The sequence below is a fragment of the Dactylosporangium sp. NPDC050588 genome, assembly GCF_040654975.1.
Classification (GTDB): Bacteria; Actinomycetota; Actinomycetes; order Mycobacteriales; family Micromonosporaceae; genus Dactylosporangium; species Dactylosporangium maewongense.
Genome location: NZ_JBFAJA010000061.1, coordinates 66,286 through 87,741, shown reverse-complemented (window position 1 = coordinate 87,741; position 21,456 = coordinate 66,286). Strand labels below are relative to the sequence as shown.

The following is a 21,456-nucleotide window of genomic DNA, read 5'->3' as shown; positions in this document are numbered from 1 at the left end:
CGTGCCGCTGGGCGTGCTGGTCGTCGTCACGGGCGTCGCGGGGTCGGGCAAGAGCTCCCTCATCCACGGCTCGGTGCCCAAGGGCGCGGGCGTCGACGAGGCCGGCATTCGGGTCGAGGGTCAACGCGGCGAGCGCGGCACCGCCGTACACCACGCCGGCGACGCTCTGCGTGACCACCTGGCGGCGCTCGCCGCCGATGATCAGGGCGCCGGCGGCGAGCACGGCCGCGGTGGCGCCCAGCAGCACCCATCGACCCGTGCCGGCGATCTCCCCGACGGCGATGACGACGCTGCCGGCGGGCACGGCCACCCACGCCATCCACGGCCGGTGCAGGGCGGCCGCCGCGACGTAGCAGAGCGCGGCCACCCACACGCAGGTGACGGCGGTCTCCCGGTCGGCGACGGTGAGCAGCACGGCGGTCGCGGCGGCCAGTCCGACCGCGGTCGGCCAGCGGCGCGTCAGCCATGAGGACGTGTCTCGATCGACGGTGTGCGAGGGGGTCATGCCCTCACTGTGACCACGCCTTGGTCAGCCGGGGAGGCGGACCCGGCATCGCGTCAGAAATCCTGGCACTCCGGGCAAGGGGCACCCGCATTACAAACGCGAGCCGGTGACGAGCGCCGTCGACATCGACCGGTACTGCGACGGCGGCACCCCGTACTGCGCGACGAACGCCTGCCGGAGGGTCTCCAGCGACGTGAACCCGCACCACCGGGCGACCAGCCCGATGGGGTGGTCGGTGGTCGACAGCAGCCGCGCGGCGGTGTCCAGCCGGGTGCGGCGCACGAACCGGCCAGGTGGCATGCCGAGGTGCTCGATGAACAGCCGGTGCAACTGCCGTGCGCTCACGTCGCAGTGCTTGGCCACCGTCGCCGTGTCGAGCGTGGTCGCCAGGTGCGCGGTGACGTAGGCGACGGCCTCGCGGACCGTCACGTGGTCGGGGTTCGGTGCGGTGAACACGCTCATCTGCGCCTGGTTGCCCGGCCGCTGCAGGTAGGTGACCAGCGCCTGCGCGACGATCCGGGCCAGGTCGGGCCCGCAGTCCTCGGTCACCAGCGCCAGCGTCAGGTCGAGGGCGCTGGTGACACCGGCCGACGTGGCGACGCGCCCGTCGCGGATGAAGATCGGCCGGGGATCGACGTGGACGGACGGGTACTGCCGCGCGAGCGCGTCGGCGTAGTGCCAGTGCGTGGTCGCCCGCCGGCCGTCGAGCAGCCCCGCGGCGGCGAGCACGGTCGCGCCCGTGCACACCGACGCGACCCGCCGGGCGAGCGTGGCGAGCCGCCGGACGTGCGCGACGATCGCCGGGTCGGCGGCCGCGGCCTCGTGCCCTCGCCCCCGGACACGACCAGCGTGTCGATCGCCCCCGTCGCGCGCTGCAGCGACCCGTGGCTGTGCAGCTCCAGACCCGAGTCACAGCGGATCGGCAGCCCGTTCGGGGAGACCAGCTCCGTCCGGTACAGCGCCCGCCCCGCGACACGGACGGCCAGGTCGAGCGTCGAGGTGACGCAGGCGATGTCGAGCAGCTCGGACCCGTCGTACCCGACGACCACGACCCGCCGCGCAACGCCGTCACCAGATGCGTTCGCCATCTTCGCATCCTGTCAGACCGCCCACCGGCATGCCGGACCGGTCGCGACCGCATCGCGGAATGTCGATGGCGTCGATTACGGCTGAAACCGCCAGATGTCCACTATGGACGCAGGGGCGGCGGCTCGCGGCGACCTTCGACTACCAGGTCGCCTCCGACGCGCCGACGATCGAGGACCACGACCCCGAGGCGCCGTTCAACGCGTACCGCACCGTCACCTTCCACCCGGTGGCCGCGGACGTCGTCGACTACGTCTACAAGTTCAAGAACAACGTCGAGCACGTCGTGCCGGCCGGGGCCGACGGCACCGCCACGGTGGAGCTGCTGGTGAACATGGCCGGCGGCGCACCGCTGTCGGTGTACGGCCGCGGCGCCGACGGCACCCGGTCGGAGACCGGCTCGGCGCTGTTCAACCCGCGCAGCTCGCCGACCGTCACGTCCGAGCAGTACCCGATCGGCGGCCCGGTCGGCGCCGCCGCCGGCACGCCCGGCGTGTTCGTCGTGACGTCGTACGTGCCTGGGGTGGTGTCGTACTCCTACCGCATCGACGGCGGCCCGAAGGCGACCGGCTTCACCGACGGCAACGGCGTCCTCGTCAACAACTACACGCCGGCGACGCCCGGGTCGCACACGATCGTCATCGGCTTCGGCACGATGGCCGACGGCACCATCGTCGACGGGGGACAGTTCACCTTCATCGCCGGCTGACGCCGCCACCGAGGCCCCCGCTGCCCACGGGGGCCTCTTCGGTGGCCGGCTCAGAGCGACGGCGCCGTGGTGAGGTCGATGCTGAGCCGCCAGAGCCGCGTTCTGACGTCCTGCTGATAGGCGGTGGGATGGGCGCGGGCTTCCGTGGTGCGGTCGAAGAAGCGGCCGGTGGTGCCGGCCAGCTCGGGGAGCCTGATCAGGCGCCAGGTCGCGGCGGTGCCGGCTTCGAGCGTGTCGACGCTGTGACCGAGGCCGGCCAGCACCATCTTGGTCGGCATGTACGTGGCCGGATGCAGGCTGTTGACGGTGATGGGTTCGCCACGCAGGCGTTCGGCCAGTTCGAGGCCGGCGATGATCTGGGCGAGCTTGCTCTGCCGGTACGCCCGCACCGCGGTGTAGCCGTGTTCGAGCATGACGTCGGCGAAGTCGATCGGGTGCTGGCCGATGGAGGCGACGTTGACGATCCGGGCATGTGGTGCGCGGCGCAGGAGGTGCAGCAGCCGCAGGGTGAGGTCGAAGCCGGCGAGGTGGTTGACGGCGAAGCGCAGTTCGTGGCCGTCGGCGCTGAGCTGCCGGTGCCGCTCTCCAGCCCCGCCGAAGCCGACTCCGGCGTTGTTGACGAGCGCGTCGAGCCGGTCGGTGGCCGACGCCACGTCGCGGGCCAGCCGGCGGACCTGCGCGAGCTCGGACAGGTCCGCGCAGACGGTGGCCGGTGGCGGGCAGTCGTGCCGGCGGCGCAGCTCCGCGGCGGTGTGGCGGAGCTTGCCGGGGTCGCGTCCGTGCAGGACGAGCCGGGTGCCGTCGGCCGCGAGCCGGTGGGCCAGGGCACGGCCCAGACCGTCGGTGGCGCCGGTGATCATCACGGTGGGCCGGTCGATCGTCATGGATCTCCTGCCACGCCGGTCAGCGGGAGGCGTGCGACGCCCGGTGGGTCGAAGCCGAGGAGTCGGCCGTAGAAGCCGAGCTCGGCGTCCAGCGCGGCGGCGATCGTCTCTGACTTGCCGAAGACGTGCCCCTCGTCGGCGAACACGAGCAGGGCGTGCGGCACCTGCCCGGCGGTCAGCGCCTGGGCCAGCGCCTGCGCCTGCTCCAGCGGAACGACCGGGTCGCGCTCCCCGTGCAGCAGCAGTACCGGCCGGGTGACCGCCTCGATGTGTGACAGCGGTGACCGGTCGTCGTAGATGGCCTGCGCCTCGGGCAGCGGCCCGATGAGCCCGTCGAGGTAGCGGGACTCGAACTCGTGGGTGTGCCGCGCGAAGTGACTCAGATCGGCGACGCCGGCGTAGGAGACGCCTCCGGCGAACGGCGAGCCCGGCCGCGCCAGTGCCAGCAGCGCGGTGAGCCCGCCCGCGCTGATCCCGCGGATGGCGATGCGGGACACGCGGCCGCGCTCGAGGAGGTCGCGGGCGACGGCGATGCAGTCGGTGACGTCGGCGACGCCCCATTGTCCCCGCAGCGCGGTGCGGTGCCGCCGGCCGCGTCCGCTGGATCCGGTGTAGTCCACGGCGACGAAGGCGAGGCCGCGGCTGGTGAAGTAGGCGACTTCGGGCTGGTGGTGCTGCGGGAAGGACGCGGTGGGGCCGCCGTGGGCCCACATGATGGCCGGCGGCGTGGTGCCCTCCGGCAACCGGTACAGCGGCGAGGTCGGCGGGTAGAAGTGCACCGGCACCTCCCCGGTGGGGGTCGAAACGGTGCGGCGGTGCGGCCGTGGTGTCCAGGCCGGCTCCGGCTGGGGCGGCTCCGCGAGGACGGTCCAGGCGCCGGTCACGGTGTCGACCTTGACGAGGGCGGGCGCGCGGTCGTCTGCCGCCGCGACCCCGGCGACGACGTCGCCTTCGGCGTCGAGCCACGGCAGCCAGCTCGTGAACGGGCACTCGAACGCGGCCGCGGTGCCGTCCGGGTCGAGCACGACCAGCCGACCGCCGGACACCACCGCCGTGCGGCCACCGGAGACCGGGACGTGGCTGCGGAAGCCCAGCTGCCACAGCGGAACTCCGCACTCCTGGGCCACCGGCCACATCGGCACCGGCCCGCCGTCCGCGGCAGGGTGGGCCGCCGGCACGGCGACGAGATTCCACCACCCGGTCCGGTCGGTCGCCGCGCACACCGTGCGGTCGTCCATCCACGACGGTGCCAGGACCGACTCCTCCGGCCCGCCGAGGACGGCCGTCACGTCGTGGATGGCGGGACGGCCCTGATCGAAGGTGAGTGCCGCGGTCCGCAGCAGCGTCCCGTCCCAGGGCATCAGCGGATGGTCCCAGGTCAGAAACGCGATGCTCCGCCCGTCCGGTGAGATCGCCGGTGCCGCGACGAAGTCCGACCCGGTCCACAGGTCCACGACGGCACCGGACCCGTCGAGCGCCACCGCGACCAGCGCGTGGCGCACCGTGGCCCGGTGGCGCTCGGCGACGCACACGACCCATCCGGTGCCGGGAAGCTCGGTCGGCTGCGCGTACCGGTCGGCGAGGCCGGTGTCGGGTGTCAGGGGCAGGGCCGTGCCGCCGTCCACGCGGTACAGGCGCTGATCGGCGAAGTTGCTCGTCACCAGGGTCTGCCCCACGACGGCCCAGCCCTGCCCGCCGTACTCGTGCACCCGGGTGCGCGCGTCGAGCCACCGGGGGAGCACCTCGCGCACCGAGCCACCGCGGTCGTGGCGGAACACGCTCATCCGGCCGGTGCTTCCGGGCGTGGTCTGCGCCCACCACACCGTGTCCCCGCCGTCGCGGACGGCGACACCGGCGTAGCCGATCTTGTCCGCCGCGGTGATCGGGCTCGGCCACGTGCCCGGCGGGAGGACGGACGCCGCGGCGTCAGCGGACGGCGAGGGCATCGATCTCCACCCGGAACTCCGGGTCGATCAGGCCATGGACCAGCACCAGCGTGCTCGCCGGCGGCCGGGCCAGGTCGATGTGCCGATCCCGCACGCGCCGGAACGCGGCGAGGTCGGCGCGGTCGGTCAGGTACACGGTCAGCTTCACGACGTCGTGCAGGCCGGCGCCCGCCGCGGCGAGCGCGGTGGCCAGGTTGGTGAAGACCTGGGCGACCTGCCGTTCGGGATCGCCGGCCCCCACCAGGTTCCCGTCGGCGTCCAGCGGCACCTGGCCGGACACCAGGATGCTGCGTCCTTGGTGGGCGACCGCGTGGCTGTACCCGTTGACGGGCGGAAGCCCGCTGGGTCGCACGTAGTGCTCCTGCTTCATCTGTGATTCCTTCCCTGCGGGTCGATCAGGCGTTCGGTGCTCACCGTGCGGCAGTCCATCTCGAAGTCCAGGCCCGCCACCGGGGGTCGCGCGGGATGCCACGTCACGCCGCGGTGCGGCGCGAATCCGGTGGCGACCGGACCGGTCAGGACCGCGTGGATGTCGTGCGTGGAGTACACCTGCACGGCGTGTGGCGCTTCGCCGGTCACGCCGAGGCCGGCCATGCGGCCCGTCAGCTCGCCGAGCACGAACCGCGCCTTGTCCAGCAGGCCGCCGGGCGTCGTGTCCCCCGGGGCGACGACATGATCGTGGTAGGTGTCCAGGCCCTCGGGGACCTCGGCACTGCCGGAGACGACGAAGTCGGTGACCGGGCCGGCGGTGGCCGGCACGGTGAAGCAGAACGCGTGCATGCTCGGCTCGTCGACCAGTCCCGCGGGCGGGCACACGTTGGTGCGGGCGACCGGGCTGCCGCCACCGTGCAGCTGGACGCCGAAGGCCGCCAGGGCGCCCACGTACCGGCCGTTGAACGCGGTGAACTCCGCCTCCGTGAACGGGGCCGGCGTGCGCAGCTCGCAGGCGCACAACGCCGCCGGCGGCCGGCCCGCGGCATCGATGATCTTCGCGGCCAGGCGCAACCCGTCGTTCAGTGCCACGGGGGAGGAGAACTGCACCCGGGTCAGGGCGTGGCCCTCGGTGCCCACCACGCCCTGGGAGTACTGCCTGACGCCCGGCAGGAAGGCGTAGCCGAACGGGGTCGGCACCAGATCGGACACGGCACATCCTCGGGGTCGGCGGAAGCGGGTCGGTTCACCGACGAGCCTTGCATTCGCCAATTGAGATGACCAGAATGAACTTTGGCACCGATCTTGCGAACAATTCGCAAGATCATCGAGACGCCCGGAGGTGGCCCGCTGCACTCGACCGAATCATCGGCGCTGCGCTACTTCCGCGAGGTCGCGGCCACCGGCTCGGTGATGCGCGCCGGTGCGAACCTGTTCGTGGCGCCCAGCGCCGTCAGCCGCCAGATCCGGCTGCTGGAAGAGGATCTCGGCGTGCGGCTGTTCACCCGCGGCTCCCGAGGAATGACCCTGACCGCCGCCGGGCACCAGGTCCTGGAGTTCGCGACGCACACCCAGCAGCGGGCCGCCGACCTGCGTTCGGAGCTCGACGCCGACCGGCACGGCGTGCGCGGGCACGTCGTCATCGCCACCGTCGAGGGCCCACTGGGTCGGTACATCCCGGACACCCTCCAGGCGCTGGCCTCCACCCATCCCGACATCCGCATCGATGTCCGCGTCGCCGGCTCCCACGACGTCGGTGCCGCCGTCGCCGAGGGCAGCGCACACCTCGGGTTCGTCTTCGGGGCACCGACCCGCTCGGACGTCGTCACGCTGAAGGACCAGCCGTTGCCCCTGTCCGTGATGGTCCGCCCCGACCACCCACTCGCCGGGCTGCCGGCGTGCTCGCTGCGCGACGTCGGCGATCATCCGGTCGCCCTGCCCGGCACGCGCTTCGGCATCAGGCAGGAGGTGGACCGGGCCTGTGCGGAGACCGGTACCCACCTGAGGATCAGCCACGAGGTGGACTCGCTCGCCCTGCTGCGCGACATCGCGGCACGCACCATGACGGCGATCTTCATGGCCGCCGAGGACACCGCCGCCGAACTGGCGCAGGGCACCCTGGTCCGCGTCCCCCTCACCGACCGGCGGTTGACCAGAACCCGCCTGACCCTGGTGAAAGGGCTCCAGCCCTACAGTTCCCCCGCCGCGAGGACCGTCAGCGACGCGCTGCTCGCAGCCATGGACTGATCCGTCGGCCTACCGGTCGTCGAGCGCTGTGAGGTCGGCGCGGACGTCGGCGGCGTGCGGGGAGCCGAGGTCGGTGTAGAGGGTCAGGGCGTGGTCGTAGTGGTGCCGGGCGAGGGCGGGGTCGCCGAGGGCCCGGTGGGCCTTGCCGAGGCTCGCGTGGGCGCGGGCCCGCTGGTCGCGGGGGGCGGTGCGGAGCACGGTGGTGAGGTGGGGCAGGGCGTCGGCCGGGCGGCCGGCGGCGATCGCGGCCTCGGCCAGGCCGTTGAGTGCCCGGGCCTCGCCGTCCCGCTCGCCGGACTTCTGGAAGAGGGCGAGCGCCTGCTGGTGGAGGTCGGCGGCCCGGTCGGGCCGGCCGAGCCGGGTGTGGACACTGCCCAGGCCGTCCAGCGCCCAGGCCTCGCCGCGGGGCCAGGCGAGTCGCCGGCACAGCGCGAGCTCCTGCTCGTGGTGCTCGGCGGACGCCTGGTAGCGGCCCCGCCGCATCTCGGCGATGCCGAGGTTGTGCAGGGCCATGGCCTCGCCGCGTGGGTAGCCGGTCTGCCGGAACAGGGCGAGCGCCTGCCCGTGGTGCTCGGCGGCGGCCTGGTAGAGGCCCCGGAAGTCCTCCACGACGCCCAGGTTCATCAGGCTCATGGCTTCGCCGATGGTGTGGCCGTCCTGCCGGAACAGGGTCAGTGCCTGCCTGTGGTGGTTGGTGGCGGCCTCGTACCGCCCCCGGTGCTCCTCGACGTTGCCGAGGCTGGTCAGGACGCGGGCTTCGCCGATCGCGTCGCCGAGCTGCCGGTACAGGATCAGGGCCCGCTCGTGGTGCTCCGTGGCGACCTGGTGCCGCCCCCGGTGGTCGTCGACCCGGCCGAGGTTCAGCACGACGCGGGCTTCGCCGACCTGGTCACCGGCGCGCTGGAACAGGGTCAGCGCCTGCGCGAGGTGCTCCCCGGCGGGGTCGGTCCGGCCGAGGCCGAGGTTGGTGGTGCCGAGGGCGAGCAGCGTGTGGGCCTGCCCGGCGACGTCGCCGGTCTGGCGGGCGGCGTCGCGGGCGTGCCCGTGGATGGTCAGCGCGTCGATGTAGTGGCCGCCTTCGAGGTGTTCGTACAGGGCCATCGACAGTCGCACCGCGTGGGTGGGCAGACCGTGGACCGCGGTGTGGGTGACGGCGGCCAAGAGGCAGGGCCGTTCGGCGTCGAGCCACCGTTGGGCGGTCTCGGGGTCGGTGAGGTCTGGGGCGGCTGCGACCGGCGGGGGAGTGCCGGACTGGTCCTGGGCGCCTGCGGGGTGCAGGAGACGCGCGGCCGCCGTGGCGGTGGCCAGGTAGTAGTCGAAGAGCCGGATCGACGCCGCCCTGCGGCCGGTCTCGGGGTCCTCCGCATTGGCCAGGCTGGTGGCGTAGGCGCGGAGGAGGTCGTGCATGGCGTACCGGCCGGGGCCGGTGGGGTGCACGAGGTGGGCCCGGGCGAGCCGGTCCAAAGCGTGGCGGGCCGGCGCGAGGCCGGTGCCGGTGAGCGCGGCGGCGCTGTAGGCGTCGAAGTCGGGGCCGGGGTGCAGGCCCAGGAGGCGGAAGGTTCGGGCGGCGTCGGGCGGAAGGTGTCGTATCGACCAGGAGAACACGGCGGTCACGGCGGCGCGGGGGTCGCCGTCGGCGTCGAGGAGGTCCAGGCGCTGCTGGTGGTCGGCCAGCTCGTCGACGAGTTCCGTGATGGGGGTGGTGGGGCGGGCGACGGCGAGTTCGGCGGCGACCCGGAGCGCCAGTGGTAGCAGGGCGCACTGGGCGGCGAGTGTGGCGGCGGCGGTGGGGTCGGCGTCGATGCGGTGGCCGATCAGGCGGCGGAGGAGCGTGACGGCGTCGTCGGGTGGGAGCAGGTCGAGGGTGAGGCGTTGGGCGCCGTGGACGGCGACGAGTCCGGCGAGGCTGTCACGGCTGGTCACCAGCACCATGCACGGTCCGGTGCCGGGCAGCAGCGGGCGGACCTGTTCGACGGTGGCGGCGTTGTCCAGGACGATGAGCATGCGCCGGCCGGCGATCTCGGTGCGGTAGCGGGCGGTCCGTTCGTCCAGGTCGGCGGGGATGTCGGGGCCGGTGACGCCGAGCGTGTCGAGAAACCTGGCGAGGACGTCGTCGGGGCTTGCGGGTCGGTCGGGGTCGTAGCCGCGGAGGTTCACGTACAGCTGGCCGTCGGGGAACCGGTCCCGGGCCTGGTGGGCCCAGTGCACGGCCAGTGCGGTCTTGCCGACCCCGGCGGTGCCGGCGACGGCGGAGATGACGACGGTCGCCGACCGGTCGGCGTTGTCGAGCAGTTTGGTGAGGTGCCGCAGGTGGTCGGTGCGGCCGACGAACCCGGCCACGTCGGCGGGCAGCTGCGCGGGCGCGGGCCGCCCGCGTGCCGGGGCCGCGTCCGCCGGCTGCTGCCCGGCGTCGTCCAGCGCGGACCGGAAGAACAGGTCCCGGTCGTCGCCGCGCAGCGCGAACGCGTCGGCGAGCAGCCGCACCGTGCTGGCCCGTGGGCGGTCGATCCGGCCGGCCTCGAGATTGCGGATGCTGCGGGCACTCACGCCCGTCCTGGCGGCCAGTTCCTCCTGCGTCATGCCCCGCCGCTGGCGATGGGCACGCACCTGCGCGCCGAACATCCGATCCTTCCCGTAGATGCCGAGCACCGACGGCATCAGTACCGGGCCGGACCCATGCCGGGGCCCAGGATCTCAGCGGCGGAAGTTGCCGGTCAACTTCCGCCCGCCGACCTCGCGGCCGCCACTGCGCCCGGCGATCCTGGGAGACACCCCGGGACACCGGTGCTTCGACACGACGCAGGCCAGGGTGGTGGGCCGGAAACGGGGGCCCACTGCCCTGGCCTGCTGGGCGGCTGTCGCTTACGGCGCGACCAGGAACGGGGTGATGACCTCGACGGGGCCGGACGGCGCCGACTCGTCGCCGTCGGCGTTGACCGCGGTCAGCCGGTACAGGTGGCGTTCGGCGCCCCGCGTGCGCAGGGTCACCGCGCCGGCCGGGTAGGTGCCGACCACCGTCGCGCCGTCGTAGAGGCGGTAGGTCAGGCCTGTCGAGGTCGACCAGGACAGCGGGATGTCGGCGTAGTACCCGTCGGCGATCGTCGCCCGGCCCGCCTGGAAGCCGGCCGGGGCCGCCGGCCGGTCGGCCGCTCCCGGCAGCGTGGTCACCGTGACCGGTGCCGAGGCAGGCGTGTCGGGGCAGCCGGCCAGCAGGCCCACCACGCGCAGCTGGTGCGTCGACGCGGACGCCAGGCCGGTGAGCACCGCGGCCGGCTCGGTGACGGTGGCGACGACGGTGTTGCCGTCCAGCACGGTGTACGAGGTGGCGGTCGACTCGAGGGTCCAGTCCAGGCGGGCGGTGGACGCGGTGACGGCGGAAGCGCTCACCCGCGCCGGGGCCGGCGGCTGCGCCGGGCAGGGCTCGGTCGACGGCGACAGCACGGGGCTGTGCTCGGACTCGTTGCCGGCCACGTTCAGCGCCGCCACCGTGAAGCGGTGCCCGGTGCCGTGGAACAGCCCGGTGACCGTCGCCGACCGGGTCCAGCTCGTGGCCACCCGGTAGGCGCCGTCGTAGATCGCGTACTGGTGGACGTAGGACCCGTCCGTCGGCCCCGACCAGGCCAGCGCGATGGAGCGGTCGCTGCGGCCGGTGACGACCAGGTCGCGCGGGGCCGCCGTGGTGTTCGTCGTGCCCGGCAGCGTGCGGGTGGTCGCGTATCCCACCGTGGGTTCCTGCGAGCCGCAGCCGACCCGCCGCAGCGCGACCGCGTACGAGGTGTCCGGGGTGAGGCCCCCGACCCGCAGGCCGGTGCCGGACACGACGCCGTGATCGCGGCCGTTGACGGTCAGGGCGAGCAGCGGCGACGACCGGCCCACGGTCCAGCGCACCGACAGGGCGGAGGAGGTCACGTCGAACACGGTGGTCGGCGCGGGCTCGGTGCACTGCGGCGCCATGCCGGGCGTCCACGTGGTCCCCGTGAACGGCACCGACTGGGCCGACTCCACGCCGGTCGCGGAGACCGCGGTCACGGTGTAGGTGTGGGTGGTGTTGACGCCGATGTACTGCATGGGTGCCGACGTGGTCGCGGTGCGCCGCACGAGCACCCCGCCCTCGTACACCCGGAACGACGCGACCGCGGGACCGCCCGCGGGCTGCCGCCACGACAACGAGATCCCGGTGTTGGCGACCGACCCGGTCAGGTCCGCCGGCGCGAGCGGGACGGGCCCGGTCGCGGCGGTGGCGCCGGAGATCCCGGTGAGCCCTGCCAGCAGCACGCCGAGCGCGGCTGCCCGAACGAGAAACCTGCGCATCGACGATCCTCTCTAGAGGGAACGGCGAGCAACTGTAAACAAAGCTTCCTGTTGATGTCAATCGTCTGGCGCGAGCGGCGTCGGGGGCGCTCCGCCTCATCGGCTCCTATTTGTCATAGGAGGTCGCATGTACAGGCAGGGCAAGGCGAATCGGCGTACGCCAGCGGCCGGAGTGCCGGCCGATGCGCGTTTCAGCTGGGTGTGCCGGATGTCCGATCGCCAATAGGAATATACGCCATGTGACGATCCGGCTGCGTAGCGAAGGAAGTCGGCCGATGGGTTGATTTGCGGTCGTGGACCTCTCTACGGTGGGCCACGGCCCGTCTCGGCGGCAGGTCTCCCTCGAGGCCCTGGGGCGCCGGCTGGAGGAAGGGCGTCGCCTCGGTGGACCGTAACCGCACGTTCTCGATCGTTCGCAGAACGCTGGTCGTGGCCGCCGTCGCCCTCGCCGGACTGGTGCCGTCCGTCTCCGCGCACGCCGAGCCGTCGCTGCCGGAGATCGAGCGGCAGCTGGACGAGGCGTGGGAGAAGCTCGAGCCGGTCATCGAGCAGTACAACGACCTGCACAGCCAGCTCGCGGCCAACCAGGCCAAGGCCAAGACGCTCACCGCCACGCTCACGCCCCTGCAGCAGCAGGTCGACGCCGCCATGCACGAGGTCGGGGTGATGGCGGCGCGGCAGTACAAGTACGGCAGCGCGTCGGTGCTCAGCGTGCTGCTGTCGACCGACTCGCCGCAGACGTTCGCCGAGCAGCTCGCGACGTTGAACCGCCTCGCGAAGCACAGCGCCGACCAGATCGCGTCCGTCGCGCAGCTCCGCGACGGATACGCCGCCGACAAGGCGAAGATCGACGCCCTCGTCGCGCAGCAGCAGGCGCAGGAGACCGAGCTGGCCGCCCGCAAGAAGTCGATCCAGGCCGAGGTCGACCGGCTGCAGGCGCTGCGCCGGCAGCTCGGCGCGACCGACGTGCCCAAGAGCGAGCTGTACATCGGTCAGTGCCCGGCGGTGTACATCGGCGGCGCGGCGGGCACCGCGGTCAAGACCGCCTGCGCGCAGATCGGCAAGCCGTACGTGTTCGGCACCGTCGGACCCGGCACCTTCGACTGCTCCGGCCTGACCCAGTACGCCTGGAAGGCCGCGGGCGTGTCGCTCACCCACTACACGGGCGCGCAGTGGAAGCAGGGCAGCGCGGTCAGCAAGGCCGACCTGAGACCCGGCGACCTGGTCTTCTTCTACAGCGACCTGCACCACGTCGGGATGTACGTCGGCAACAACCTGATGGTCCACGCGTCCCGCGCGGGGGTGCCGGTCCGGATGGCCCGCATCGACACCATGCCGTACATGGGCGCCCGCCGCCCCGGCTGACGGTTCCCGCCTGTTCAACGGCTCGGGGTGAGCCGGACCCGGCGCAGGAGTTGCGCGTTGAGGGCGACGACGATCGTCGACGCGGACATCAGCACGGCCCCGACGGCCGGGCTGAGGGTGATCCCGGCCCAGGCGAGGGCGCCGGCGGCGAGCGGGATCGCGACGATGTTGTACCCGGCGGCCCAGGCCAGGTTCTGGACCATCTTGCCGTAGCTGGCCCTGGACAGCCGGATGACGCCGGTGACGCCACGCGGGTCGGACGAGGCCAGCACGACGCCGGCCGACTCGATCGCGACGTCGGTGCCGGCGCCGATGGCGATGCCGACATCGGCGCGGGCCAGGGCCGGGGCGTCGTTGACGCCGTCGCCGACCATCGCCACGCGCAGCCCGCGCCGCTGCAGGTCGGCGACGGTCCGGTCCTTGTCGGCCGGGAGGACCTCGGCGTACACCTCGTCGACGCCCGGACGCAGCCCGAGGTCGGCGGCGACGGCGTCGGCGACCTGCCGGGCGTCCCCGGTGATCATGACGATCTTGCCGACGCCGAGCCGCCGCAGTCGCACGATCGCCTCCTTCGCCTCCGGCCGGACCTCGTCCTCCAGGGCGAGCGCGCCGACGGCGTGCGCGGCGTCGTCGTCGAGGCGGATCAGGTGCAGCACGGCGGCGCCGCGCCCGGCCCACGCGGCGGCCGCGGCGGCGACGTCGTCGGGCAGGCCGACGCGCAGCTCCCGCAGCAGCGCCGGGCCGCCGACGGCGTAGCGGACCCCGCCGACGGTGGCCTGCACGCCGCGGCCGGTCAGCGACTGGAACTCCTCGGCACGCAGGTCGGTCGCGCCGTCCCGCCGGGCCGCGGTCACGATGGCCCGGGCCAGGGGATGTTCGCTGTCGGCCTCCACCGCGGCGGCGGTGCGCAGCACCTGCTGCGCCGTGTGCCCGGCCGCCGCGGCGACGCCGGTGACGGTGTGCGCGCCCTTGGTCAGGGTGCCGGTCTTGTCGAACAGCACCGCGTCGACGGTGCGCATCCGCTCCAGCGCGAGCCGGTCCTTGACCAGGATCCCGGCGCGGGCGGCCACCGCCGTGGACAGCGCGATCACCAGCGGGATGGCCAGGCCGAGCGCGTGCGGGCAGGCGATGACCAGCACCGTGACCGTCCGCACCACCGACCCGTCCAGGTCGCCGGCCGCCCACCAGGCGGCGAAGGTGACCAGCCCGGCGCCGGCGGCGACGTAGAACAGCCAGGCGGCGAACCGGTCGGCGAGGACCTGCGCCCGGCCGCGGGACCGCTGGGCCTGCCCGACGAGGCGCTGGATGCCGGCGAGGGCGGTGTCGTCGCCGACGGCCTCGACCTCGACGCGCAACGCTGAGTCGGTGGCGACGGTGCCGGCCACGACCCGATCGCCGGCGGTCCGGGCGACCGGCCGCGACTCGCCGGTCACCATCGACTCGTCGAGCGCTGCCCGGCCGTCGACGATGCGACCGTCGGCGGGCACCCGGCCGCCGGAGCGGACCAGCACCGTGTCCCCGACGCGCAGGTCGCTGACCCGCACGGGCCGTGGCCGGCCGTCGGTGTCGAGGAGCTCGGCGTCGTCGGGCAGCAGCGCGGCGAGGGCCGCGAGGGCGCCGCCGGCCTGGCCGATCGCCTTCATCTCCTGCCAGTGCCCGAGCAGCATGATGGTGACCAGCGCGGCCAGCTCCCACCAGAACTCCAGGCCGAACCAGCCGAGGCTGGTGGCCACGGAGGCGGTGTAGGCGACGGTGATCGCCATCGCGATGAGCAGCATCATGCCCGGGGCGCGGTCGCGGACCTCGGCGACCGCGCCGGCGAGGAACGGCCGGCCGCCGTAGAGGAACACGATCGTGCCGAGCACCGGCCCGACGAGGGCCATGCCGGGGAAGTCGAGCCGGTAGCCGAGCCAGCCCATCACCATGTGGCTGGTCGCGACGATCGGGATGGTCAGCACGAGGCTGAGCCAGAACTTGCGCCGGAACGCCTCGGGGTCGTGCCCCGCATGCTCGTCGCGCCCGCCGCCGTGCGGCTGTGTCATCGCCGGCTCCTCACGTCCCGCTCGACACACCCCCATGGGGTATGCGCGGCAGGCGACAGTGGCCTGGGTCCGAGGTCTACGATGTTGCATAGGAGGTGGTCGGGGAGTGGTGCGGAGCCGCCGCATGCGGTTTGCCGGTGTGCGGTCGCACGCCTGGCTGCTGGCCGCGGTGCTGCTCGTGCTGGGTGTCGCGTGGATGCACACCCTGGCCGGCGCCCCGCTCCCGCAAGCGATGCACGCGGGCACGGCGACGGCCGTCCAGGCGATGCCGCAGTGCGCCCCGGACGGGCACCACGACTCGTGTCCCGGCGGTCCGCACGGAGGCGGTCACGCCGAGGCGATGTGTCAGTCCGCGCTGCCGCCCGCCATCGGTGCCCCCGCCCCCACCTTCACCGTGTCACAAGCGCTGCCGCCCGCCACTGTGGTCCGGACGTTGGCCGTCACCGTCGCGGCCGAGGCAGCCGGCGGCAGCGGTTGCGGACCGCCGGCGCGCAGCGTGCTGTCGATCTGGCGTACGTAGGCCGTCTCAGGAGTCGTTGATGCCGCCGGCACCCTGCCCGCGGCGACGTCCTGACGCGTCCGCGTCACCGTTTCGAATCCTCAGGAGCTGGACTCACCATGCGCACGATCAACCTTCGCCGGGCCGCAGTCGCCACCGGCGCGCTCAGCCTCGCTCTGCTCGCCGGTGGTTGCGGCGGCGGGATGGACCACGGCACCATGGGCACCGGCGCCCCCACGTCCGTCGCGGCGCCGAAGTCGGGTGCCACGTTCAACGCCACCGACGTCAAGTTCGTCACCGACATGATTCCGCACCACCGCCAGGCCCTGGACATGGCGAAGATCGCCCAGTCGAAGGCCACCATGCCGGAGGTGAAGGCCCTGGCCGACAGGATCGCCAAGGCGCAGGAGCCGGAGATCGCCACCATGTCCGGCTGGCTGACCGCCTGGGGTGAGCCGGTCCCCAGCCCCGGTGGCATGAGCCACGGCGACATGGACGGCATGGGACACATGCCCGGCATGATGTCCGACCAGGAGATGCAGGACATGTCCAAGGCCACCGGCAAGGACTTCGACACCATGTTCCTGCAGATGATGATCAAGCACCATCAGGGTGCGGTCGAGATGGCCAAGATCGAACAGGCCCAGGGCCAGGACGCGGCGGCCAAGCAGCTCGCCGGGAAGATCGCCGCGGACCAGACCGCGGAGATCACCGAGATGCAGGGGTTGCTGGCCAAGCTGTAGTCGATCCGTGCCACCCCGTGGGCGCGGTGCCGGCATGCGGCGGTGCCGCACCCACGGGTTCAGTCCCCTGCCGTGGCGGTCTGCCCGGGGCGTAGCGCGGCGATCGCGACCCTGACGAGCCGCTCGACCGCCGCCTCGGACGGCGGGGCCGCCGCGGCGCCGAGCGCGTGCCGGCGGAACTGGGCCAGTTCGGCGGCGTCCACGTCGGGGTGCTGTTCAAGCTCGCGATCAACGTGGTCGCCACGGGCGTGCTGCTGCTCTGCGCCCGGACCCTCGGGCTGCTCGCCGACCGTGCCGGCGACCCCGCGGTGTCCCTGGCGCAGCTGCGTAGCCCGTCACCGCGCCGGCGCCGGGGTTGACGGGCATACCCCCTGGGGGTAAGGATGGCTCCACGCGAATACCCCCTGGGGGTACGAAGGAGTGATGGAGATGGCAAGCGCATCCCGGCGGTGGTGGGCCCTCGGGCTCATCGCCCTGGCTCAGTTCATGGTCATCATGGACACCTCGATCATCGGTGTCGCCCTGCCCCGCATGCGGGACGACCTGGGCTTCACCCCGGGCAACCTGTCCTGGGTCTTCAATGCGTACGTCGTCGCGTTCGGCGGCCTGCTGCTGCTCGGTGGCCGGCTGTCGGACCTGTTCGGCGCCCGGCGGGTGTTCGCCGCCGGCTGGGCGGTCCTGCTGGCCGGGTCGCTCGCCGCCGGGCTCGCCGGCGGCGTCGCGGCCGAGCTGGCCGCCCGCGCCGTGCAGGGCGCCGGCGCCGCGCTCATCGCCCCGTCGGCGCTGACGCTGCTGATGATGCTCTTCGGTGCCGAGCCGAAGGAGCTCACCAAGGCCCTGGCGCTGTATGGGGCGGCCGCGCCGGCCGGTGGCACGGCCGGGGTGTTCCTCGGCGGGGTCATCACCGAGTACGTCAGCTGGCCCTGGGTGTTCTACATCAACGTCCCGATCGCCGTGCTCGTCCTCGCCGCCACCCCGGCGGTGATGCCGTCCGGTGGCGCCCGCCGCGGCTCGCTCGACCTGCTCGGCGCGCTCACCGTCACCGTTGGCCTGGCCGCCGCGGTGTACGCGATCGTCCGCGCCCCCGAGGTCGGCTGGTCCTCCGTGGGGACATGGCTCGTGCTCGGCGCCGCGGCGCTCGCGCTCGCCGCGTTCGTGGCGATCCAGGCGGCCCGCCGCGAGCCGCTGATGCGGCTGTCGATCTTCCGGGCGCCGAACCTCGCCGCGGCCAACGTCGCGCAGCTGCTGCTCGGCGCGGCATGGATCCCGATGTGGTTCTACCTCAACCTGTACCTGCAGCAGGTCCTCGGCTACAGCGCCTTCCCCAGCGGCGCCGCGCTGCTGCCGATGACCGCGCTCATCATGCTCGGCATGATCTTCCTCGCCCCGCGGGCGATCGGCCGGTTCGGCCCCAGGGCGATGGTCGTCGCCGGCCTGACCGTGCTCGCCGCGGGCCTCGGCTGGCTGGCGTTCGTCCGCCCGACCGGCAGCTTCGTCGCCGACGTGCTGCCCGCCTCGCTGGTCGCGGCGCTGGGCATGTCGCTCGCCTTCATCCCGTCGCTGGGCACCGCGATCGGTGCGGCCAGGCCGGAGGAGGGCGGGCTGGCGGCCGGCATCGTCAACACCAGCTACCAGGTCGGCTCCGCGCTCGGCCTGGCCGCGATGACCGCCGTCGCCGCCGCGTCTGGCGCCGACCGGCTCGGCGACCTGCCCGCGCTCACCGACGGCTACTCCGCCGCGTTCACCGGCGCCGCGGTGATCGCCCTGGCCGGCGCCGTGATCGCCGCGATCGCACTGCGCCCGGCGCCCGCGGCCGCGACCGAGCCCGTCCGGGTCTGACCTGTCACATCCGCACCGGGACAAGACCGACTTGTTGATACCCCTAGGGGGTAGGGGTAGAGTGGAACCATCGACCGATGAGGAGCACCGCAATGAACACGAACGAGGTGGCGAGGTAGTCATGCGCACACCGCTCAAGCTCGGCGCCTACGCGCTCGGCCTGGCGGCCGTGTTCGCCGCCGCGGTCGGGATCGGCCACCTCGCCGGTCCCGCCGCGGCCCCGGCCGCCCACACCGGCACCGACCACGCCGCCGACCCCGGCCACCAGCCGACCGGCGGCCACGACCAGCACCAGACCGGGGCCGCGGCGGCACTGCCCGCCGGGCTGCAGGTCACCCAGGACGGCTACCGCATCGAGCCGCTCAGCACCACGCTGAGCACGACCGGGCCCGCCCCGTTCCGCTTCCGGATCACCGGCCCCGGCGGCGGACCCGTCACCGCCTACACCAGAAGCCACGACAAGGACCTGCACCTCATCGTCGTGCGCCGCGACCTGGCCGGGTTCCAGCACGTGCACCCGCAGCGCGACGCCGACGGCACCTGGAGCGTCCCCCTCGCCGCCGGCGCTCCCGGCCAGTACCGGGTCTTCGCCGACTTCCAGCCCGCCGGGCATCCGCGCGGCCTCACCCTCGGCGTCGACGTCCCCGCCCCCGGCGACTACCAGCCCCGGGCCCTCCCGGCGCCGCGGCGCACCACGACCGTCGACGGCTACACCGTCACCGTCGACGGCGACCTGGTCCCCGGCACGTCGTCGAAGCTGACCCTGACCGTCGCCCGCGACGGCGTCGCCGTCACCGACCTGCAGCCCTACCTCGGCGCCTACGGCCACCTCGTCGCGCTGCGCGACGGCGACCTCGCCTACCTGCACGTCCACCCCGACGGCGCGCCGGGCGACGGCCGCACCACCGCCGGCCCGCGGATCACCTTCCACGCCGAGGTGCCGTCGGACGGGACCTACCGGCTGTTCCTGGACTTCCAGCACGGCGGCGTCGTCCGTACCGCGGAATTCACCGCCGTCACCGGCGCCACGGCACCATCGAATCCGCCCCCGTCCGAGCACGGCGAGCCCGGTCACACGCACAGCTGAGGACATGTCATGGCACTCACCCGGCCGCTGATCGCGGCACCACAGCGCTTCGAACTGGCCATCGGCGGCATGACCTGCGCCTCCTGCGCCGCGCGGATCGAGAAGAAGCTCAACCGCATGGACGGCGTGACCGCCACCGTCAACTACGCCACCGAGAAGGCCGACGTCACCGTCACCGGCGACGTCACCGCCGCCGACCTCATCACCACCGTCGAGCAGACCGGCTACACCGCGGCCCTGCCCACGCCACCACAGGCGACCGCCGAGCCCGTCGACGAGCTGCGACCGTTGCGGACCCGGCTGTTGGTGTCGCTGGTACTGACGGTGCCGGTGATCCTGCTCGCCATGGTCCCGGCGTGGCAGTTCGACTTCTGGCAGTGGGCGTCGCTGACGCTCGCCGCACCGGTCGTCGTGTACGGCGGCCTGCCGTTCCACAAGGCCGCCTGGACCAACCTGCGCCACGGCGCCGCCACCATGGACACACTCGTCTCGCTGGGCACCCTGGCGGCGTTCGGGTGGTCGCTGTGGGCGCTGTTCCTCGGCACCGCCGGCACCCCCGGCATGACGCACCCGTTCGAGCTCACCATCGAACGTACCGACGGCGCCGGCAACATCTACCTCGAGGCCGCCGCCGGCGTGACCCTGTTCATCCTCGCCGGCCGCTACTTCGAGGCCCGGGCCAAGCGCCGCGCGGGCGCCGCCCTGCGCGCCCTGCTCGAGCTCGGCGCCAAGGACGTCGCCGTCGTGCGCGACGGGACCGAGCACCGCATCCCGGTCGACCAGCTGGCGGTGGGGGACCGGTTCATCGTCCGGCCCGGGGAGAAGATCGCCACCGACGGCGTCGTCGACGAGGGCACGTCCGCCGTCGACGAGGCCATGCTCACCGGCGAGTCCGTCCCGGTCGAGGTCGGGCCCGGCAGCGCTGTCACCGGCGCCACCGTCAACGCCGGCGGGCGCCTCGTCGTGCGGGCCACCCGCGTCGGCGCCGACACCCAGCTCGCCCAGATGGCCAAGCTCGTCGAGCAGGCCCAGACCGGCAAGGCCGCCGTCCAGCGCCTCGCCGACCGCATCTCGGGCGTGTTCGTCCCGATCGTCATCGCGCTCGCCGCCGGCACTCTCGGCTACTGGATCGGCACCGGCTCCGGCCTCACCGCCGCGTTCACCGCGGCCGTCGCGGTGCTCATCATCGCCTGCCCCTGCGCCCTCGGCCTGGCCACGCCGACCGCGCTGCTCGTCGGCACCGGCCGCGGCGCCCAGCTCGGCATCCTCATCAAGGGCCCCGAGGCCCTCGAATCCACCAGGCGGATCGACACCGTCGTGCTGGACAAGACCGGCACCGTCACCACCGGCCGGATGGCGCTCGTCGACGCGGCCGCGGTCGACGACGAGGTGCTCCGCCTCGCCGGTGCCCTCGAGGCCGCCTCCGAACACCCGATCGCCCGCGCGATCGCCGCCGCGGCCACCGAACGGTTCGGCGCCCTCCCCGCGGTGTCCGGATTCGCCAACGCCGAAGGGCTGGGGGTGCGGGGCACCGTCGACGGGCGGCTGGTCGTCGCCGGGCGGGCCCGGCTGCTGCTCGACGACGGACTGACCATCCCCGACGAGCTGCGGGCCGCCCAGGCCGCCGCCGAGCACGCCGGGCAGACCGCGATCCTCGCCGGCTGGGACGGCCGGGCCCGGGGCGTGCTGGCCGTCGCCGACACGGTCAAGCCGACCAGCCGCCAGGCGATCACCGAACTGCGCCGGCTCGGCCTCACGCCGATCCTGCTGACCGGCGACAACGCCACCGTCGCCCGCACCATCGCCGAGCAGGTCGGCATCACCGAGGTCGTCGCCGGCGTGCTGCCCGCCGGCAAGGTCGACGCCGTCGCCCGCCTACAGGCCGCCGGGAAGGTCGTGGCGATGGTCGGCGACGGGGTCAACGACGCCGCCGCGCTCGCCCAGGCCGACCTCGGCCTCGCCATGGGCACCGGCACGGACGTCGCCATCGAGGCCTCCGACCTCACCCTCGTCCGTGGCGACCTCCTCGCCGCCGTCGACGCGATCCGGCTGTCCCGGCGGACCCTGCGGACCATCAAGAGCAATCTGTTCTGGGCGTTCGCCTACAACGTCGCCGCCCTGCCCCTCGCCGCCACCGGCCTGCTCAACCCGATGCTCGCCGGCGCCACCATGGCCCTGTCGTCGGTGTTCGTCGTGTCCAACAGCCTGCGGCTGCGTGGCTTCCGCCCCCGGCACGCCACCACCACCTGATGCGGGCACGCT

The 21,456-nt window shown here is 73.6% G+C and carries 19 protein-coding genes; 9 read left to right on the top strand and 10 right to left on the bottom strand.

Annotation, left to right across the window (positions count from 1 at the left end):
* Window positions 1-505: hypothetical protein (locus AB0I21_RS36380; protein WP_360568078.1), on the bottom strand; the 505-nt coding region annotated here is incomplete at its 3' end.
* A gap of 90 nt (window positions 506-595) precedes the next feature.
* Complete coding sequence (locus tag AB0I21_RS36375; RefSeq protein WP_360568076.1) at window positions 596-1,303, bottom strand: helix-turn-helix domain-containing protein; 708 nt, start codon at window positions 1,301-1,303, stop codon at window positions 596-598.
* A gap of 355 nt (window positions 1,304-1,658) precedes the next feature.
* Between AB0I21_RS36375 and AB0I21_RS36370 the strand changes: the two genes are divergently transcribed.
* Window positions 1,659-2,300 (top strand): hypothetical protein, encoded by a 642-nt coding sequence (locus tag AB0I21_RS36370; protein ID WP_360568062.1) that lies wholly within the window; start codon window positions 1,659-1,661, stop codon window positions 2,298-2,300.
* A gap of 50 nt (window positions 2,301-2,350) precedes the next feature.
* Here the strand turns inward: AB0I21_RS36370 and AB0I21_RS36365 are convergent, their stop codons facing one another.
* The 4 genes from AB0I21_RS36365 to AB0I21_RS36350 are packed head-to-tail and all read right to left on the bottom strand — an operon-like array spanning window position 2,351 to window position 6,273.
* Window positions 2,351-3,184, bottom strand: a complete 834-nt coding sequence (locus AB0I21_RS36365) for an SDR family NAD(P)-dependent oxidoreductase (RefSeq protein WP_360568060.1) — start codon at window positions 3,182-3,184, stop codon at window positions 2,351-2,353.
* A complete protein-coding gene (locus tag AB0I21_RS36360; protein WP_360568058.1) occupies window positions 3,181-5,130 on the bottom strand; it encodes a prolyl oligopeptidase family serine peptidase in 1,950 nt (649 codons plus the stop codon). Before AB0I21_RS36360 ends, AB0I21_RS36365 begins: the two co-directional genes overlap by 4 nt.
* The gene (locus tag AB0I21_RS36355) at window positions 5,111-5,500 is read right to left on the bottom strand and encodes a RidA family protein (RefSeq protein ID WP_360568056.1); all 390 of its coding nucleotides are present in this window, start codon (window positions 5,498-5,500) and stop codon (window positions 5,111-5,113) included. Before AB0I21_RS36355 ends, AB0I21_RS36360 begins: the two co-directional genes overlap by 20 nt.
* Window positions 5,497-6,273, bottom strand: coding sequence for a hypothetical protein (locus tag AB0I21_RS36350; protein WP_360568054.1), 777 nt, complete (start codon window positions 6,271-6,273; stop codon window positions 5,497-5,499). Before AB0I21_RS36350 ends, AB0I21_RS36355 begins: the two co-directional genes overlap by 4 nt.
* Window positions 6,274-6,366: 93 nt before the next feature.
* Here AB0I21_RS36350 and AB0I21_RS36345 point away from each other — a divergent pair, with 93 nt between their 5' ends.
* Complete coding sequence (locus tag AB0I21_RS36345) at window positions 6,367-7,308, top strand: LysR family transcriptional regulator (RefSeq protein WP_360568052.1); 942 nt, start codon at window positions 6,367-6,369, stop codon at window positions 7,306-7,308.
* Between the two features lie 9 nt (window positions 7,309-7,317).
* Here AB0I21_RS36345 and AB0I21_RS36340 read toward each other — a convergent pair whose 3' ends face one another.
* Complete coding sequence (locus tag AB0I21_RS36340; RefSeq protein ID WP_360568074.1) at window positions 7,318-9,930, bottom strand: tetratricopeptide repeat protein; 2,613 nt, start codon at window positions 9,928-9,930, stop codon at window positions 7,318-7,320.
* Between the two features lie 240 nt (window positions 9,931-10,170).
* Entirely contained in the window at window positions 10,171-11,619 is a 1,449-nt protein-coding gene (locus AB0I21_RS36335) for a fibronectin type III domain-containing protein (RefSeq protein WP_360568050.1), read from the bottom strand.
* 384 nt (window positions 11,620-12,003) lie between these two features.
* Between AB0I21_RS36335 and AB0I21_RS36330 the strand changes: the two genes are divergently transcribed.
* Window positions 12,004-12,984, top strand: a complete 981-nt coding sequence (locus AB0I21_RS36330) for an NlpC/P60 family protein (RefSeq protein WP_360568048.1) — start codon at window positions 12,004-12,006, stop codon at window positions 12,982-12,984.
* Window positions 12,985-12,998: 14 nt separating this feature from the next.
* Here AB0I21_RS36330 and AB0I21_RS36325 read toward each other — a convergent pair whose 3' ends face one another.
* Complete coding sequence (locus AB0I21_RS36325) at window positions 12,999-15,026, bottom strand: copper-translocating P-type ATPase (RefSeq protein WP_360568046.1); 2,028 nt, start codon at window positions 15,024-15,026, stop codon at window positions 12,999-13,001.
* A gap of 124 nt (window positions 15,027-15,150) precedes the next feature.
* Here AB0I21_RS36325 and AB0I21_RS36320 point away from each other — a divergent pair, with 124 nt between their 5' ends.
* On the top strand, window positions 15,151-15,546 hold the full coding sequence (locus AB0I21_RS36320; RefSeq protein WP_360568044.1) for a DUF6153 family protein: 396 nt from the start codon (window positions 15,151-15,153) through the stop codon (window positions 15,544-15,546).
* Between the two features lie 98 nt (window positions 15,547-15,644).
* A complete protein-coding gene (locus AB0I21_RS36315; protein WP_360568042.1) occupies window positions 15,645-16,268 on the top strand; it encodes a DUF305 domain-containing protein in 624 nt (207 codons plus the stop codon).
* A 59-nt stretch (window positions 16,269-16,327) separates the two neighbouring features.
* On the opposite strand, the gene AB0I21_RS36310 is transcribed toward AB0I21_RS36315, so the two are convergent.
* Window positions 16,328-16,471 (bottom strand): hypothetical protein, encoded by a 144-nt coding sequence (locus tag AB0I21_RS36310; protein WP_360568041.1) that lies wholly within the window; start codon window positions 16,469-16,471, stop codon window positions 16,328-16,330.
* Window positions 16,472-16,477: 6 nt separating this feature from the next.
* On the opposite strand from AB0I21_RS36310, the gene AB0I21_RS36305 reads away from it, so the two are divergent.
* The 4 genes from AB0I21_RS36305 (at window position 16,478) to AB0I21_RS36290 (ending at window position 21,444) form a co-directional block, all read left to right on the top strand.
* Window positions 16,478-16,627, top strand: coding sequence for a hypothetical protein (locus tag AB0I21_RS36305; protein ID WP_360568040.1), 150 nt, complete (start codon window positions 16,478-16,480; stop codon window positions 16,625-16,627).
* 70 nt (window positions 16,628-16,697) lie between these two features.
* The gene (locus AB0I21_RS36300) at window positions 16,698-18,107 is read left to right on the top strand and encodes an MFS transporter (protein ID WP_360568039.1); all 1,410 of its coding nucleotides are present in this window, start codon (window positions 16,698-16,700) and stop codon (window positions 18,105-18,107) included.
* A 121-nt stretch (window positions 18,108-18,228) separates the two neighbouring features.
* The gene (locus AB0I21_RS36295) at window positions 18,229-19,194 is read left to right on the top strand and encodes a hypothetical protein (protein ID WP_360568037.1); all 966 of its coding nucleotides are present in this window, start codon (window positions 18,229-18,231) and stop codon (window positions 19,192-19,194) included.
* Window positions 19,195-19,203: 9 nt separating this feature from the next.
* A complete protein-coding gene (locus AB0I21_RS36290) occupies window positions 19,204-21,444 on the top strand; it encodes a heavy metal translocating P-type ATPase (RefSeq protein WP_360568036.1) in 2,241 nt (746 codons plus the stop codon).
* Window positions 21,445-21,456: the final 12 nt, after the last annotated feature.

What these genes read in the sequence shown, in the direction of transcription:
- AB0I21_RS36300 (WP_360568039.1), top strand. Translation starts at nt 16,698, where the DNA reads ATGGCAAGCGCATCCCGGCGGTGGTGGGCCCTCGGGCTCATCGCCCTG.
- AB0I21_RS36340 (WP_360568074.1), bottom strand. Translation starts at nt 9,930, where the DNA reads ATGTTCGGCGCGCAGGTGCGTGCCCATCGCCAGCGGCGGGGCATGACG.
- AB0I21_RS36325 (WP_360568046.1), bottom strand. Translation starts at nt 15,026, where the DNA reads ATGACACAGCCGCACGGCGGCGGGCGCGACGAGCATGCGGGGCACGAC.
- AB0I21_RS36295 (WP_360568037.1), top strand. Translation starts at nt 18,229, where the DNA reads ATGCGCACACCGCTCAAGCTCGGCGCCTACGCGCTCGGCCTGGCGGCC.
- AB0I21_RS36320 (WP_360568044.1), top strand. Translation starts at nt 15,151, where the DNA reads ATGCGGTTTGCCGGTGTGCGGTCGCACGCCTGGCTGCTGGCCGCGGTG.
- AB0I21_RS36290 (WP_360568036.1), top strand. Translation starts at nt 19,204, where the DNA reads ATGGCACTCACCCGGCCGCTGATCGCGGCACCACAGCGCTTCGAACTG.
- AB0I21_RS36365 (WP_360568060.1), bottom strand. Translation starts at nt 3,184, where the DNA reads ATGACGATCGACCGGCCCACCGTGATGATCACCGGCGCCACCGACGGT.
- AB0I21_RS36370 (WP_360568062.1), top strand. Translation starts at nt 1,659, where the DNA reads ATGGCGTCGATTACGGCTGAAACCGCCAGATGTCCACTATGGACGCAG.
- AB0I21_RS36360 (WP_360568058.1), bottom strand. Translation starts at nt 5,130, where the DNA reads ATGCCCTCGCCGTCCGCTGACGCCGCGGCGTCCGTCCTCCCGCCGGGC.
- AB0I21_RS36355 (WP_360568056.1), bottom strand. Translation starts at nt 5,500, where the DNA reads ATGAAGCAGGAGCACTACGTGCGACCCAGCGGGCTTCCGCCCGTCAAC.
- AB0I21_RS36315 (WP_360568042.1), top strand. Translation starts at nt 15,645, where the DNA reads ATGCGCACGATCAACCTTCGCCGGGCCGCAGTCGCCACCGGCGCGCTC.
- AB0I21_RS36335 (WP_360568050.1), bottom strand. Translation starts at nt 11,619, where the DNA reads ATGCGCAGGTTTCTCGTTCGGGCAGCCGCGCTCGGCGTGCTGCTGGCA.